Origin of the sequence: Spirosoma aerolatum, from assembly GCF_002056795.1 — a bacterium.
GTDB classification, from domain to species: Bacteria; Bacteroidota; Bacteroidia; order Cytophagales; family Spirosomataceae; genus Spirosoma; species Spirosoma aerolatum.
The window spans coordinates 2,996,847-3,010,837 of the sequence record NZ_CP020104.1; the positions used below are offsets into that span (position 1 = coordinate 2,996,847).

The 13,991-nt window shown below is 49.1% G+C and carries 14 protein-coding genes; 7 read left to right on the forward strand and 7 right to left on the reverse strand.

The annotated features are described in order from the left end of the window. Positions 1–51 precede the first annotated feature (51 nt). Together B5M13_RS12075 and B5M13_RS12080 are read right to left on the reverse strand one after the other, a co-directional pair. Positions 52–1,464, reverse strand: coding sequence for a sensor histidine kinase (locus tag B5M13_RS12075; protein WP_080055910.1), 1,413 nt, complete (start codon positions 1,462–1,464; stop codon positions 52–54). Between the two features lie 234 nt (positions 1,465–1,698). Continuing rightward, on the reverse strand, positions 1,699–2,352 hold the full coding sequence (locus tag B5M13_RS12080; protein ID WP_080055911.1) for a response regulator: 654 nt from the start codon (positions 2,350–2,352) through the stop codon (positions 1,699–1,701). Between the two features lie 136 nt (positions 2,353–2,488). Here B5M13_RS12080 and B5M13_RS12085 point away from each other — a divergent pair, with 136 nt between their 5' ends. Then, positions 2,489–3,523 (forward strand): MBL fold metallo-hydrolase, encoded by a 1,035-nt coding sequence (locus B5M13_RS12085; RefSeq protein WP_080055912.1) that lies wholly within the window; start codon positions 2,489–2,491, stop codon positions 3,521–3,523. Between the two features lie 16 nt (positions 3,524–3,539). Here B5M13_RS12085 and B5M13_RS12090 read toward each other — a convergent pair whose 3' ends face one another. Genes B5M13_RS12090 through B5M13_RS12105 form a run of 4 tightly spaced genes read right to left on the reverse strand, consistent with a single transcriptional unit; the run spans position 3,540 to position 7,864 of the window. Beyond that, on the reverse strand, positions 3,540–4,043 hold the full coding sequence (locus B5M13_RS12090; protein ID WP_080055913.1) for a GNAT family N-acetyltransferase: 504 nt from the start codon (positions 4,041–4,043) through the stop codon (positions 3,540–3,542). Between the two features lie 45 nt (positions 4,044–4,088). Further along, on the reverse strand, positions 4,089–4,451 hold the full coding sequence (locus tag B5M13_RS12095; protein WP_080055914.1) for a cupin domain-containing protein: 363 nt from the start codon (positions 4,449–4,451) through the stop codon (positions 4,089–4,091). Between the two features lie 33 nt (positions 4,452–4,484). After that, positions 4,485–6,377, reverse strand: a complete 1,893-nt coding sequence (locus tag B5M13_RS12100) for a TlpA family protein disulfide reductase (RefSeq protein WP_080055915.1) — start codon at positions 6,375–6,377, stop codon at positions 4,485–4,487. A gap of 23 nt (positions 6,378–6,400) precedes the next feature. Further along, on the reverse strand, positions 6,401–7,864 hold the full coding sequence (locus B5M13_RS12105; RefSeq protein WP_080055916.1) for a sodium:solute symporter: 1,464 nt from the start codon (positions 7,862–7,864) through the stop codon (positions 6,401–6,403). A gap of 166 nt (positions 7,865–8,030) precedes the next feature. Here B5M13_RS12105 and B5M13_RS12110 point away from each other — a divergent pair, with 166 nt between their 5' ends. The 5 genes from B5M13_RS12110 (at position 8,031) to chrA (ending at position 12,356) form a co-directional block, all read left to right on the forward strand. Beyond that, positions 8,031–8,321 (forward strand): ATP-dependent Clp protease adaptor ClpS, encoded by a 291-nt coding sequence (locus tag B5M13_RS12110; protein ID WP_080055917.1) that lies wholly within the window; start codon positions 8,031–8,033, stop codon positions 8,319–8,321. A gap of 91 nt (positions 8,322–8,412) precedes the next feature. Further along, a complete protein-coding gene (gene recR / locus B5M13_RS12115; protein WP_080059895.1) occupies positions 8,413–9,024 on the forward strand; it encodes a recombination mediator RecR in 612 nt (203 codons plus the stop codon). A 162-nt stretch (positions 9,025–9,186) separates the two neighbouring features. After that, positions 9,187–9,879 (forward strand): superoxide dismutase, encoded by a 693-nt coding sequence (locus B5M13_RS12120; protein ID WP_080055918.1) that lies wholly within the window; start codon positions 9,187–9,189, stop codon positions 9,877–9,879. 180 nt (positions 9,880–10,059) lie between these two features. Beyond that, entirely contained in the window at positions 10,060–11,019 is a 960-nt protein-coding gene (locus tag B5M13_RS12125; RefSeq protein ID WP_080055919.1) for an isopenicillin N synthase family dioxygenase, read from the forward strand. A gap of 131 nt (positions 11,020–11,150) precedes the next feature. Then, on the forward strand, positions 11,151–12,356 hold the full coding sequence (gene chrA, locus B5M13_RS12130; protein WP_080055920.1) for a chromate efflux transporter: 1,206 nt from the start codon (positions 11,151–11,153) through the stop codon (positions 12,354–12,356). Here chrA and B5M13_RS12135 read toward each other — a convergent pair. Continuing rightward, entirely contained in the window at positions 12,353–13,063 is a 711-nt protein-coding gene (locus tag B5M13_RS12135; protein WP_080055921.1) for a MarR family winged helix-turn-helix transcriptional regulator, read from the reverse strand. The genes chrA and B5M13_RS12135 overlap by 4 nt on opposite strands. A 233-nt stretch (positions 13,064–13,296) precedes the next feature. On the opposite strand from B5M13_RS12135, the gene B5M13_RS12140 reads away from it, so the two are divergent. Beyond that, a complete protein-coding gene (locus B5M13_RS12140) occupies positions 13,297–13,980 on the forward strand; it encodes an ABC transporter ATP-binding protein (protein WP_080055922.1) in 684 nt (227 codons plus the stop codon). Positions 13,981–13,991 lie beyond the last annotated feature (11 nt).

Consider the following 13,991-nt stretch of genomic DNA (forward strand, 5'->3'; position numbering starts at 1 on the left):
ATTTGCCTTGATTATAATAGTCTATTTGATTAGTTTTTACTACAAATTCAATCAAACTTCTACAGCCATCAGAGGCAATTGAATAGCAACGATGGTGCCTGTTGGTTGATTTTCTTCGCTTGCTTTATCGATGATGGTTACGGCACTTTGCTTGCCTGTCTGCTGACTGATGAGCTGGAGCCGTTCTTCGGTTACTTTCAGACCGACACTTTTGTGTGATGAAACCGTTCGGCTTTTTAACTCACTCGCTTTCTGGCGTCCGACCCCATCATCTTCAACGATGCATTGTAACCCAGCCCCATTCTGTCGAACGGAGACGTGTATATGCCCTCGGCCGGGTTTGTGCGCGATACCATGCAGGATTGAGTTCTCGATATACGGCTGAATAATCATGGGAGGAATTGAAACGCTCTCCTGCGGAATTGTTGCATCGGTTTCAACCGAAAAATCAAACTTATTGTCAAACCGAAGCTGTTCGAGTTCGAGGTAAAGTTCCAACTGTTCGAGTTCGCTGGCCAGGGTCACCCACTCCTGTCGGGAATTTTCCAGAATCAGCCGCATCAACCGGGAAAACTTTACCAGAAACTTATCGGCATTGTCGCTATCGTTTTGTAGGACGAACAAGCGGATAGCGTTCAGTGAGTTATAGAGGAAGTGGGGGTTCATCTGCGACCGAAGTGCCTTCATTTGAACGGCCGACATCTGCTGTTGGAGTTTTTCGTTCTCCAGTTCAGCTTCGACCTGTTCCCGGTGGTGTTGTTCGCGCTCACGAGCCAACTCCTGTTCGATGATGGCACTTTGAATGGCTCCCCGGCGCTGACGATAGCCTAGCAGGAGGGTAAAACAAATCAATTCGCCAAGAATACCAAACTCCAGATAACTCAGCGGTGAGTACAGGAACGAATCCGGGTTCAGCTTATACACTTCGCCAATTGACATAACCATGGAGGCAATCGCTCCTAGTAGAAGCAAACCAGAACCCAGGGCCAGGTAGCGGGGCACGGTGCCTTCCAACTGATTGATTTTGGGAATGGCATAGGTGGCTAAAGCAATGATGAGCAATCGGATGACCGTATGCGCAATATTGAAGATAGACTCATTCCAATGCCCAAAACACAGAAGGCCAATTAGTAGGACGTAAGCCAGAATAATAATTCGGCTAATGCGAAACAGCTTCAGCAGAAACGGAATGGTACTTCGTAGATTGACCAGCGCATCAATGAAATCGAAGTAGATAACATATGCCAGCATGGGCGCAGTGCCACGAACGAAATTCTGCATACTGGGTGAAGTGTATACGTAAATGCCGTTGAGCCGAAGACCGAAGTACACCAGCCAGGCCAGCATATAAACGGCATATAGCCCATAGATCCGTTCGCGATAGATATTCCACTGCACGAGGTTAAGCAGTAAAATCGAACTGACCATGCCTGTAAACAGCAGGTTCCAGGTCGTAAAATGCATGAAATGAGCTTAATTTGTTGCAGAATCTGGTCGAATAACCAGCAATATAAAGTTTCTGGGGCAATCTTTTAGCAAGGCGGGCGCCAGTCATTTAAACCGGATCGGGTTATAGACTGAACAAGTCGCAACTTATTCAGATGAGCTTGCTATAAGACGTATAAGTTGGTTGGGTACGGCCTGGCACCATCGGGGCCGTACCTTGTGCTCCTCATTTAGAAGTCTGATTAGGAGGCTTTATAATAACCCATGTTTCACCGCATATTTAATAATGCCGATGGAGTTTTTGACGCCTAATTTGCGAAGGATATTGTGCCGGTGTGTTTCGACAGTTCCTGGGCTGATGAAAAGCTTATCCGCAATGGCGTTGGTCGACAGTTCCTGCGCTACTAGTTTGATAATTTCAATTTCGCGATCAGTGAGAGGCACCAGTGGGGCAGGGGCTTCGTCGGTCGGTCGGGGCGATTCAATGGGTAGGGCCATTAACTGCGTCATCACCGATTCGGAGAAGTACTTTTCGCCACGGGCCAGGGTTTTGATCGCTCGTTCAAGTTCGGCTTTACCAGCCTTTTTCATGACATAACCCGATATACCTGCCCGGAAGGCTTCCCGAATACGATCGGCATCTTCCGAAACCGTCAGCATCAGTACTCTAAGCTGGGGGAAATGCTGCCGAACCTGCAAGGTCAGGTTAATACCGTTCAGGTCGGGCATATCCATATCGGTGAGCAAAATATCGACCTCATGCTCACGGAGAAAATCGACTACATCTCGGCTGTCATTTAATGCACCGACGACCTCTACACCTTCGATACGGCCCAGAAGTAAGGATAAACTATCTAAAATTATTTCGTGATCGTCCGTTAGTACGACGCGGATTGGCGAGGACATAAGTAGTATGGGCTAAAAAAGAAGGAATAGTATAAGTCAAAGATAAGGAGTGTTTTGGTATTCGCGAATTCCCGAAAGTTTTGAACATTCAGTTAGCTATGCGATTTATATTCAGGTTCATTTGTAGATTAACGGCATGTATTACCTGCTCCCTGTTCTCATCTCGGGTTTGATTCTACTGGTATCGGCCTGCGCACCGCGTTATAAAGGCCCGGTAACAGATCATTTCGATGGTAAAAAATTTTTCAATCCCGGTATGCCGGAACGGGGAACCGGCAGCCTGTTGAAGTGGCTGTTGAATCGGGATAAAGGACCCTGGCCCGACCAGCCTGATGCCTACGTCGGTGATCGTCCAGCAACACGAATTGAGGGCGACAGCCTGGTACTTACGTTTGTGAATCACTCCACGTTTCTGATTCAAACGGCTGGGTTGAACATCCTGACCGATCCGGTCTGGTCAAATAGGGTGGGGCCGACTTCGTGGCTGGGAATTAAACGAAAACGCCCGCCAGGGCTCCGTTTCGACGAATTACCACCGATTGATGTTGTGTTGTTGAGTCACAACCACTATGACCACCTCGATCTGCCAACCATTAAGAAATTGGTTAAAGCCCATAACCCTCTCTTCGTAACACCCCTGGGTGTATCGCATCTGCCCAAATCGGTTAATGGACGAACAACTCGTGAACTCGACTGGAACGATACACTGACGATTAATGAAAAGCTTCGGCTTACCTGTACGCAGGCTCAGCATTTCAGCAACCGGGGCATGGGTGACCGTGACGAAACACTCTGGTGCGGTTATCTGCTTCATACGAGTTTCGGTATCACGTACTTCTGTGGCGATAGCGGCTATGGTCCTCATTTCAAGCATATAGCTGAGCAGGCCGAACGGGCAGGTGGCCCGATAAAACTGGCTTTGTTACCCATTGGATCTTATCGGCCTGAGTGGTTTATGGCACCAGTGCATGTGTCGCCAGCGGGTGCCGTTCAGGCATTTATTGATGTGAAGGCTCAACAAGCTGTGGGTATCCACTTCGGTACATTTCAACAAGGGGACGACGGTTTGTTTGAACCCGCTATTGATCTGAAAAAAGTACTAAATGAGCACAAAATTCCTGAGGCCAAATTTCTCGTTCCGCAGGAAGGTCGACCGATGGTATTTAAATAAGGGTAGCGGACATTTCCTACGATAGTCGTTTTTCGTAGGCCAGAAACCGCAGACCGGGCCGGAAACTAAGGGTGATCTCGCCAGCATACACGTAGCCAGCCTTGGGAAATAGCTTTTGCGTCGACTGGTTTTCTGAGTTCGTATCGATGCGTAGGAACTCAATGCCCCGATCTATGGCGAGTTGTTCGGCCTGCGTTAATAAAGCGGCTGCAACGCCCTGTCCTCGGAAAGTAGGATCAACGGCCAGGCGATGGGTAACCACAGCTCGTTGGCTAAGATCGAAACCAACCTGGGCATATTCCGGCTCCTGATCTTCAGTCAGGGCGGCTACACCAGCTATCTGTCCGTCGATTTCGGCGACCCACAATTGGCCTTTTTCAATATCCTGTGTAAAGACCGTTGCGTTGGGATACTGCTCATCCCACTGGAAGTTTCCGGTTTCATGCATGAGTGGAACTACGCGTTTCAATAAGACCAGTAAATTGGGTAAATCGGTCAGAGTGGCCGGGCGAATGGTCATATACTATGTGCTGTTCAGGTTTTTTTCGTAGGCAATGAACGATCATTATTGAGGTATAACAACCCGATCACCGTGGCTTTTGGGCACGGAAGTTACTGTAAAATGCAGGTCGGTGGTTGAGTCATTTCGCAACTGATGGGCGACTAAAGGCGGAATTTCAACGCCATCACCTGCTTTTAGTACGATTTGTTCGGCTCCTATTTCCATAGTGGCTTCGCCCGCCAGGACGAAAAAGAACTGGCGGGATCGTTGGTGAAAGTGCTTTACTTCGGCAGTACCCGGTGGCATCCGCTCCTGAATAATACTCAGCGCGTCAGACTTGACTAAGTGCCAGCCAGCACATCCATTGCCCCACGTATACTGTTCAGCGTTATGGGTATTAATGATGCCAATCGACTCTGGTTTCATTCGTTGGGTGCAGAAAATAGAGTGTTTGCCGTATTATTTCCCTTCTTTAAGTAGTTCGACAACCAGCGCCAGTTCGTTGACGGTGGCTTCGGGGTCGCCTGAGTAGCCAATAGTTCGGTAGCGAACCCGCCCGTTAGGCCCAATCACCACTTTGGTCGGTATACCCAGCACCTTATACGCTTTCGATACGCGCTGTTGCCCATCGATGGGTACGGTAAAGTCGTACGGGTGTTTTTCCATAAAGGCATGAACCCGCGATAAAGGCCCCCCTTCACGGGTGTTGACGAACAAAAAGCGGACATTCGGATCGTCCTGGAACTGGTTTTTAGCCTGTTGCATAGCCGGAAACGACGCAATACAGGGGCCGCACCAGGTAGCCCAGAAATCGAGTACAATCACTTTCCCTTTGAATGTTGACGACGAAATTGTGCGGCCCTGCAAGTCGGTCATTGTAAAAGCCGGAGCTGGTTCGTTGATTAATTTTTGGAGCAGTTCATCCCGTTGTTCAGCCTTAATGTCGGACTCCAGATTAGCCAGATAGGCTTTGGCTTTACCTGGGTCGTTGCCGGGTTGTTTGGCGTACCAGTCGCGCAGGGTATTTTTCAGGCTGGGGGTTGCTTTCCCAGCCTGAATGGCTGCTTCGACCATCGGCAGGGCTTCAGCGGCATGATTGGTGCGGAGGGCGCAAAGAAAGTAGCGTTCCGTGTTTCGGGGATCGCTATTCTCTACATCGTCGGGATTAACGACTGATTGATACAGGGCAAAGGCTTCAGTATCTTTTTTCTGTTGATCGAGGGTACGGGCATAGGTATTGGTCAACTGCCGAAATCGGGTTTGTTTATCCGATTCCCATGTACTGGCAGCATTGCGGGGTTTGGTCTGGCTATGCAGTACGGTCAGGGCATGTTTGATCAACTGCTCCGCTTCGGGTAATGACCGTCGCTCTTCTGCCAGTTGATTCGCAATGGTGTTCAGGACCATGACATCTGTTTGAGTCGCCGGTTGCTTTTCTGCAAAGGCAATCAGCCCTTTGATGTCGTTATTTTTAAAGTAACTGTTCAGCATCACTGCTGCCAGATCAGGCAGATGAGCAGATGTCGGATAGTCCTTTAGGAAAGCTTCGTAGGTGGCTTTTTTGCGGCCCCAGTCGGCTTCGTTTCGGATGGCTATGGCCCGGTCTTTCTGCATCAGCAAACCGGCCGGATCGGTGGTTTTCTGCCGTTCACGCAAAGCGGCTACCTTTTGAAAATCGCCCATGCTTTCGTACAACCGGGAGGCATCGGCCAGTTCGGCTACGGTAGGTGTAGGACGAGAGGCCAGATACGCTTCAATAGCGGCCTTGACTTTCGGACCATAACCGGGCTTTCGCTGCTTGATTAGTGCCGCCAGGTGATCGGACCAGTATAAGGGGCGAAGGTCGGGGTTCATGGACAGTTCGTGCTCATACAACGTCACAACCCAGTTTGGATCAGCACGTATTCCGGTTTCGTTCAGGAAGTGGCTCCGCGAAAATACCGAAGCCTGCCCACCCGTAGCATGCGGGACAATGCGCCCTGTGCTGTCGCAAACCAGAACGACATAAAATTGCCCGTTGTTGAGGTCGATTCGATGCGGCTGTTTGCTGTTCCGAAAGTAGAGCATGGTGCCTGCCACGTCTTTTTTGGGTATGTACAGTTCGCCCACATAATTACTCCCCTGACGCACCAGCGTCACAGTGGTTGGCTGGCTGATGCGCATCATGGTAGGAGCGCCATAGCGAACAAAGCGACCTTCCAGCGTGCTGTCCTGAGCCAGCGTTGCGGATGGCGTGTAGGTAAACGATACGATCTGCCCAATCTGGGGTCGTTCAGGGGAAAAACATAACTGAGCGTTGGCAGATAGGCAACAAATCAGGCAAAGGGCGAATAGACTGGCAACTGATTTCATAACGTAAAGGTAAAAGGGCCTGTTTACACGGCTATGGGCTTTTCTTCGCGAACAGGTTTGGAAACGGCCAGAAGCCCTAAAAAGGTGATCAGGCCGTTGAGCAACAGACGTTCGAAGCCAAACTGATACCCGCCAAACCAGGCTGCTGAATTTTCATTGATAATGTAGGTCAATACAGGCGAAGCAAGGCAAATGAAGGGCACAACCCTATCAATCACCGGACGTTTGCTGAAAATGCCGAACGCATACAGGCCCAGCAAAGGGCCGTAGGTATAGCCTGCAATATCGAAAACCGCCGTAATCACTTCTTTACTGTTCAGTTGGCGGAACACTATGATAACTACGTAAAAGAGCAGCGAGAAGCCAATGTGTACGATGTGCTTGATCCGAGACCGTTCGGCTTCGGGACGCTTCTCAACGTTCATAAAATCCACACAGAACGAGGTGGTCAGCGCCGTTAGAGCAGAGTCGGCACTGGCGTAGGTGGCGGCTGTAATGCCCAGCAAAAATGTGATGGCAACCACAAGGCCAAGATGATTCAGGGCAAGCAGCGGGTAAAGATCGTCGGTACGCTCGGGAATGGGAATGCCTTCGCGCTGGGCGAATACATAGAGCAACACACCCAACGACAGAAACATAAAGTTGACAAACACCAGTGTAACCGTAAACCAGAACATATTTTTCTGGGCTTCGCCGATGTTCTTACAAGTCAGGTTTTTCTGCATCAAATCCTGATCCAGCCCCGTCATGACGATGGCGATAAATGCGCCGGAGATGAATTGCTTAAAGAAATTCTTGGAGTCGTTACCGTCCCAGAAAAAGATCTTGGACATTGAACTGTCATTGACCGTTTGGACCAGCCCGCTGAAGGATAACCCCAATTCCCGAGAAATGAGGATGATCGTCAGGATAACAGCGGTAACCAGAAACAGAGTTTGTAAGGTGTCGGTGACGATGATGGTTTTTACACCCCCCTTGAACGTATAAATCCAGATAAGCGCGATGGTAATCAGGACCGAAACGCCAAACGGAATGCCCAGCGAATTGAATAAGGCCAGTTGCAGAACACCCGTCGCTACATACAGCCGCACAGCTGACCCAACTGTTCGGGAGAGCAGAAAGAACCCGGCCCCCGTTTTATACGACCAGAACCCAAAGCGTTTCTCAAGATAGCCGTAGATCGAAATCAGATTCAGTCGGTAGTACAAGGGCATCAGTACGGAGCCAATGACGAAATAGCCGACGATATAGCCCAGCACGACCTGGAAATACGAAAACCCAATCTTGCCCACCGCACCGGGCACCGAAATAAATGTAACCCCCGACAACGACGTACCAATCATGCCGAAGGCCACCAACCACCAGGGCGACTGTCGGTTGGCAGTAAAAAACGTATTGGTGTCGGCTCCACGGGCGGTATAAAATGAAACGGCAATGAGTACGCCGAAGTAGACAATCAGGATAACTAAAGCAAGCGTTGTGTTCATGAAGGAAAATTACGAAACGGTCCGCAAATGCGGTGTAAATTATACGATAAGCAGGCTGATGCTGGCAACTTTTCGGCCCCAATTCCGGTTTTTGAGTATACAGGAACGGCTTTCAAAAGTGGTCGTTTTTTTGTAAATTTGCTAAGTAAATACGCTTTTCTCTCCCATGCAACCTTTTGAAGAAAACGACTGGTCGACGGATGTTGATGTACTCGACGAAGTGATTGAAACCGACGTGCATAACCTCGTCGTTTTTAATGATGATATAAATACCTTCGATCATGTCATCGAAACACTGATTGATGTTTGTCATCATACACCCGAACAAGCCGAGCAGTGCACCTTACTGATTCACTACAAAGGCAAGTGTACTGTCAAAAATGGTTCCTGGGATGAACTGGTCCCGATGCGGAACGAAATCTGCCGCCGGGGTATCTCTGCGGAAGTTCTCAATTAAAGAGCGAAAGAGTGAAAGAGTGAAAGAGCGAAACTTGAAGCGCCAGCCACTCTTTCGCTCTTTCGCTCTTTCACTCTTTAATTTTACGAAATTGGAGTATCCATCCAAACTTATCGAAGACGCGGTGAATGAAGTGTCGAAGCTGCCGGGCATCGGGAAGAAAACCGCCCTTCGGCTTGTACTCCATTTGCTGAAACGCGACGAAGACCAAACCGAAGCGCTGGCCCAGAGCCTGACTGCGATGCGGACCAACGTCAAATATTGTCAGCGATGCCATAATTTGTCCGATAACGACCTGTGTACGATCTGCGCTAGTCATAAACGGGATCAGTCGTTGATTTGCGTGGTGGAAGATACCCGCGACGTACTGGCCATTGAAAATACTGCGCAGTATAAAGGCTTGTATCATGTGCTCGGTGGCATCATTTCGCCCGTAGAAGGCATTGGCCCCAGCGATTTGCAGATCGAGTCGCTGATGGAGCGGCTGCGTGGTGCCGAAGGCGAACAGGTACGGGAGATCATTTTGGCCATCAGCCCGACGATGGAAGGCGATACCACCGCCTTTTACCTTCAGAAAAAGCTCAAACCGTTCAATCTGAAAATCTCGACCATTGCCCGTGGTGTTCCGATTGGCGGTGATCTTGAGTATGCCGATGAGGTAACACTGGGCCGAAGCATCCTGAGTCGGATTGCGTACGAATAATAAGCTGATTCGTAATCAATAGTGGGTTTCTAGGCTGAAACATAACGATACGAACATAGCCGGAGAGGCAAAAATGTCGTTTATTTGCGTTTGATGAACATCTGCCCCTAAAACGGGTTTGTTCATCAAACGCTTTTTGTTTCTCCAAAACCAATCATTCGCATGAATCGCTCCGAGTTTTTGAAACTGGCTTTTGGTGCTTCGGCCGGGCTGATCGCTTTTCGTTCCTTTGGATTGTCGCCTGCGCAGGCAGAAGGCCCGTTTACCTTACCCGCGCTGCCCTATCCGACCGATGCGCTCGAACCGCATATCGATAAAATGACGATGGAAATTCACCACGGCAAACACCATAAAGCCTATGTGGATAACCTTAACAAAGCTGTAGCCGGAACCGACATGGCGAAAATGAGCATAGAAGCGCTGGTGAAAAGCGTCAATGCGAGTACTCCGGCCGCTGTCCGGAACAATGCCGGTGGTCACTGGAATCATACATTCTTCTGGAACATTATGGGACCCAATGCAGGTGGTGCTCCCAAAGGTGCCCTTGCCGAAGCGATCAACAAAAAGTACACCTCGTTCGATAATTTCAAAACCGAATGGGGGAAAGCGGCAACAGCGCGGTTTGGGTCTGGCTGGGTGTGGCTGATCAAAAACGGCAACGATGTCGAGATTGTCTCAACACCTAATCAGGACAACCCCCTGATGGCTCTGGCCGAGAAGAAAGGAACCCCTGTGCTGGGCCTCGACGTGTGGGAGCATGCCTATTATCTGAAATATCAGAACCGTCGGCCCGACTATGTTACGGCATTCTGGAATGTGGTCGACTGGAATAAGGTTGCTAAAAACTTCTCGTAACTTCCTACTACGGTGTAGGAAGTTATAAAGGGTTTGTCTTTGCAGGTATAGAGTCATAACGTTATAGAGTTGACTGACAAAACTCATGTGGGTTCGTCAGCTAACTTTATAACTTTATGACTCTATATCTTTATAACTAGCCTTTAAACTTTCGTATTTTTGTAGAAATTGATTTAGTCTATGTTATCCGAAGAATTATACAATGAAATTCCGTCATTAGATCTGGCGGATTTCAACTCAGGCGATTCCGAGCGTAAAGCCAGTTTTGTGCAGGATTTAGGCCGGGCCTTTAATCAGATCGGCTTCGTGGCCATCCGTAATCACGGCCTGAGCGATGATCTGGTCAAGCGCCTTTACGATTCGACTCAGAAATTCTTTTCGCTGCCCGATAGCGTTAAACAAAAATACGAACATCCCGAACTGAATGGCCAGCGTGGTTATGTCGGTAAAGGCAAAGAAACGGCCAAAGGATTCAAAGTAGCTGACCTGAAAGAGTTTTACCACGTTGGTCAGCCCGAGCCGGAAGGCGACATGCCTGCCAACGTTTTCCCAGACGAAGACCCTGAATTTGGTGACGCCACGCTGGAAGCTTATCGCACGCTGGAAAATGCCGGAAAACAACTGCTGCGGGCTATTGCTTTGTATCTGGAACTGCCCGAAAATTATTTCGACGATAAAGTCCGGAATGGGGATAGCATTCTGCGCGCACTGCATTATTTCCCACTCGACCCCGAAACCACACCGGAAGGCGCTGTTCGGGCAGCCGCACATGGCGATATTAACCTGATTACGCTGCTGATGGGGGCTTCGGCCGATGGGCTGGAAGTATTACGTCGCGATGGTAAATGGATTGGCATTACCGCCCTGCCTGATCAGGTGGTAGTGAACGTGGGTGATATGCTCGACCGACTGACCAATCATAAACTGAAGTCGACGATTCATCAGGTGGTAAATCCACCCCGCGAAAAAATGAACCAGTCGCGGTACTCGATTCCGTTCTTCATGCACCCCCGCGCCGATATGGACCTGACCAGTCTGGAAACGTGTATTGACGCCCAGCATCCTAAGTTATATGTCGACATGACAGCGGGTGAGTTCCTGGACGAGCGCCTGATGGAACTGGGGCTTAAGAAAAAATAGTCAGTCAATAGTCATTGACGGGCATTCGGTTGTCATTCATTGTTAAGTGCCGTTTGTACATAAAAGTTACGATGAATGACTACCGATGATTATTGATTGACTACGAATGACCGTCAATACCTTCCTCTATAATGCTCCCTTACCTGACCACACACCAGCCCGTTCGCCGAATACGGTACATCATCTTTCTGAAAGATGTGTTGATTCTGGCGTGCACAACATTTGGGGGGCCTCAGGTACATCTGGCCTTGTTTTTTGATCGGCTGGTGAAAAAGCGGAGGTATCTGACAGAGGAGGAACTGCTGGAACTGAATGCGCTTGGGCAGGTTTTGCCTGGCCCTACATCGACTCAGACGATTACGGCGTTAGGATTTAAAATCGGTGGCCCAAACCTGGCCTACCTGACGCTTCTGATTTGGATATTGCCCGCAGCCAGTGCCATGACAGCGGCTGGCATTGGCATTTATTATCTCGAACGACACCAGCTTTCGCTGCACTTTACCCGATTTATCCAGCCAATGGCTGTTGGTTTCATGGTTGTAGCGGGGTATCGAATCGGGCAGAAAGTGATCCATGATAAGGTTAGTCTGGCACTGGCACTCACGGCTACATTGGTGGGATATATATTTCACTCACCCTTCATGACCCCCATTGTCATTGCCGTCGGTGGCCTGACTACAGCCCTGACTTACGAAAAGCAACAACGAATGAAAAAAGAGCCCCTGCGTGTGCAGTGGGCTAATTTTTTTCTCTGGATGGGCGTTTTCGTCACCGCTGCCTTGCTGGGAGCATTTACCCATTCGCTACCCGTACGTTTATTCGAAAACTTCTACCGGAACGGCAGCATCGTGTTCGGTGGAGGACAGGTACTCACCCCAATGCTCTACAATGAGTTTGTGGCGTTTAAGCATTACCTCACACACGAAGAGTTTCTGTCGGGCCTAGGGCTGGTACAGGCCATGCCAGGGCCAGTCTTTTCCTTTGCTTCGTATATCGGGGCTTTGTCGATGCGGGGCGCTGGCTGGCATGGGCAGCTTTGGGGGAGTCTGGTATCGACAGTGGGAATCTTTCTGCCCGGTACGTTTCTCATCTTCTTTGTGTACCGATTCTGGGAACAGCTCAAGCGTTATCGGGTGGTGCGGGCGTCGTTGGCGGGTATTAATGCGGCCAGTACCGGACTTACGGCTGCCGCAGCTATTGCCCTGTTTGAGCCGATGGCTCCGCATTGGCCATCGGTGGGGGTGGTCATCTTAACAATCACCCTGTTGCTGTATACCAAAACTCCGCCCTACTTATTAATTCTGGGTGGTTTATTACTTGGCATAGTACTCAATTAACCAATCGATTCACTACCCACCATCTGTTCGTATACCGCATCGAATTCCGCATTCCTGCTTTGGCGGTAATGTTCTGCGTGGTATCGATCCAGTTTGTCCAGAAGCTGAACCAGCAACGCTTTTTCGCCTTCGGTGAGTGAGCTAAAAGCCACGTCGGCTACTTTATTCATGACGGGAAAGCATTCGTGGAGTGCCTCAATTCCTTTAAGGGTAATTCGGAGCCGTTTGGAACGCCGGTCCTCTTCATCCGGGAACTCCTCAATTAGCCCCATACTTACCAGCCGATTAACAATGTCAATGCCAGAGGCAAATTCCGACATCATTTCGTAAATAAGCTCGCTTTTTTTTGGGGTGCCCATTTTCATCAATACGAGCAGGTACACAGGGTCGTCGATTCCTTTAAACTGGAGCGGCTGCATGGCTTTCTTCGAGTAGAAATAGCTGTACTTCGATAAGCGTCCTACGAGGGCGGCCAGCCTGGATTCAGGCCTTATCTGCATAAAGGGTGGATTAATCGAATTGGCCTGTTGCCGGTAGTTCAGCTCATTGATTGCCATAACCGGTTGTTGCTCGTTCACCATAGGTTGATGGGCATGCTCTGTTAAATAATGCAGACAGAAACCCCCCAAATCGGCATTTGGGGTTACTTCGCTGTAGGTGGCCCACGAATTTACCAGATCGATCAATGCCTTTTCTCCTCGTTCCATAAACTACAATTTCGTATTAACTAAGATAGTAATTCATGACTATCACTACGAAAATACATAAAATTTTCTTACAAACTTTGCAAAAACTATAAAATCGTAATAATATTGTCAAAAAATAACAGGTAAACTAGGTTTTCGTAGATTTATTTAGGCTACTAAAGCGCTAGAGCAGATGACAGGATTATATATGTTTTCAGGTCAGTATATGAGGTGCTGATAAAATTAGGAGATCCATGATAGCCGAATTAAAACAGGTAGGCAAAGAATACCGGGCGGGTGATCAGACCATTGTGGCGCTCCAGCCGACAACCTTGCAATTGCAGGAAGGGGAGTTGTTGCTGATTATTGGCCCTTCCGGTTCAGGGAAGACGACCCTCCTGTCGCTCTTGGGGTGTGTGATTTACCCCAGTTATGGCGATTTGTGGGTCGATGGTCAGCATGTGAATAAACTGAATCAAAAAGCCTTGGCCAGGCTGCGGCTGAATTCCATCGGCTTCGTCTTTCAGAACTTCAATCTGCTGGCTCCACTAACGGCCGAAGCTAACGTGATGATGCCTCTGCAATTGCAGGGGGTGAACAGTAGCGAAGCTCGAGACCGTACCGAAAAGGCACTGCAAACGGTAGGGATGATCGACCGACGTAAAAACTTACCGAACCAGTTGTCGGGTGGACAACAACAGCGTATTGCCATTGCGAGGGCGTTGGTCACTAACCCCAAACTGGTTCTCTGCGACGAACCGACCGCATCGCTGGATAAGGATTCAATCAACGTAGTCATGCAGGAGTTACGAACCCTGGCCGACAATGGAAAATCGGTTGCTGTGGTCACCCACGATCCAAGGCTGAAACCCTACGCGCATCGAATTGTAGAAGTCGATAATGGGGCTGTTAAAGAAGTTTCCGGATTTAACGATTAATGACAAATCTC

What these genes read in the sequence shown, in the direction of transcription:
- B5M13_RS12125 (WP_080055919.1), top strand. Translation starts at nt 10,060, where the DNA reads ATGTTATCCGAAGAATTATACAATGAAATTCCGTCATTAGATCTGGCG.
- B5M13_RS12120 (WP_080055918.1), top strand. Translation starts at nt 9,187, where the DNA reads ATGAATCGCTCCGAGTTTTTGAAACTGGCTTTTGGTGCTTCGGCCGGG.
- B5M13_RS12075 (WP_080055910.1), bottom strand. Translation starts at nt 1,464, where the DNA reads ATGCATTTTACGACCTGGAACCTGCTGTTTACAGGCATGGTCAGTTCG.
- B5M13_RS12140 (WP_080055922.1), top strand. Translation starts at nt 13,297, where the DNA reads ATGATAGCCGAATTAAAACAGGTAGGCAAAGAATACCGGGCGGGTGAT.
- B5M13_RS12080 (WP_080055911.1), bottom strand. Translation starts at nt 2,352, where the DNA reads ATGTCCTCGCCAATCCGCGTCGTACTAACGGACGATCACGAAATAATT.
- B5M13_RS12085 (WP_080055912.1), top strand. Translation starts at nt 2,489, where the DNA reads ATGTATTACCTGCTCCCTGTTCTCATCTCGGGTTTGATTCTACTGGTA.
- B5M13_RS12105 (WP_080055916.1), bottom strand. Translation starts at nt 7,864, where the DNA reads ATGAACACAACGCTTGCTTTAGTTATCCTGATTGTCTACTTCGGCGTA.
- B5M13_RS12090 (WP_080055913.1), bottom strand. Translation starts at nt 4,043, where the DNA reads ATGACCATTCGCCCGGCCACTCTGACCGATTTACCCAATTTACTGGTC.
- B5M13_RS12100 (WP_080055915.1), bottom strand. Translation starts at nt 6,377, where the DNA reads ATGAAATCAGTTGCCAGTCTATTCGCCCTTTGCCTGATTTGTTGCCTA.
- chrA (WP_080055920.1), top strand. Translation starts at nt 11,151, where the DNA reads ATGCTCCCTTACCTGACCACACACCAGCCCGTTCGCCGAATACGGTAC.
- B5M13_RS12095 (WP_080055914.1), bottom strand. Translation starts at nt 4,451, where the DNA reads ATGAAACCAGAGTCGATTGGCATCATTAATACCCATAACGCTGAACAG.
- B5M13_RS12135 (WP_080055921.1), bottom strand. Translation starts at nt 13,063, where the DNA reads ATGGAACGAGGAGAAAAGGCATTGATCGATCTGGTAAATTCGTGGGCC.
- B5M13_RS12110 (WP_080055917.1), top strand. Translation starts at nt 8,031, where the DNA reads ATGCAACCTTTTGAAGAAAACGACTGGTCGACGGATGTTGATGTACTC.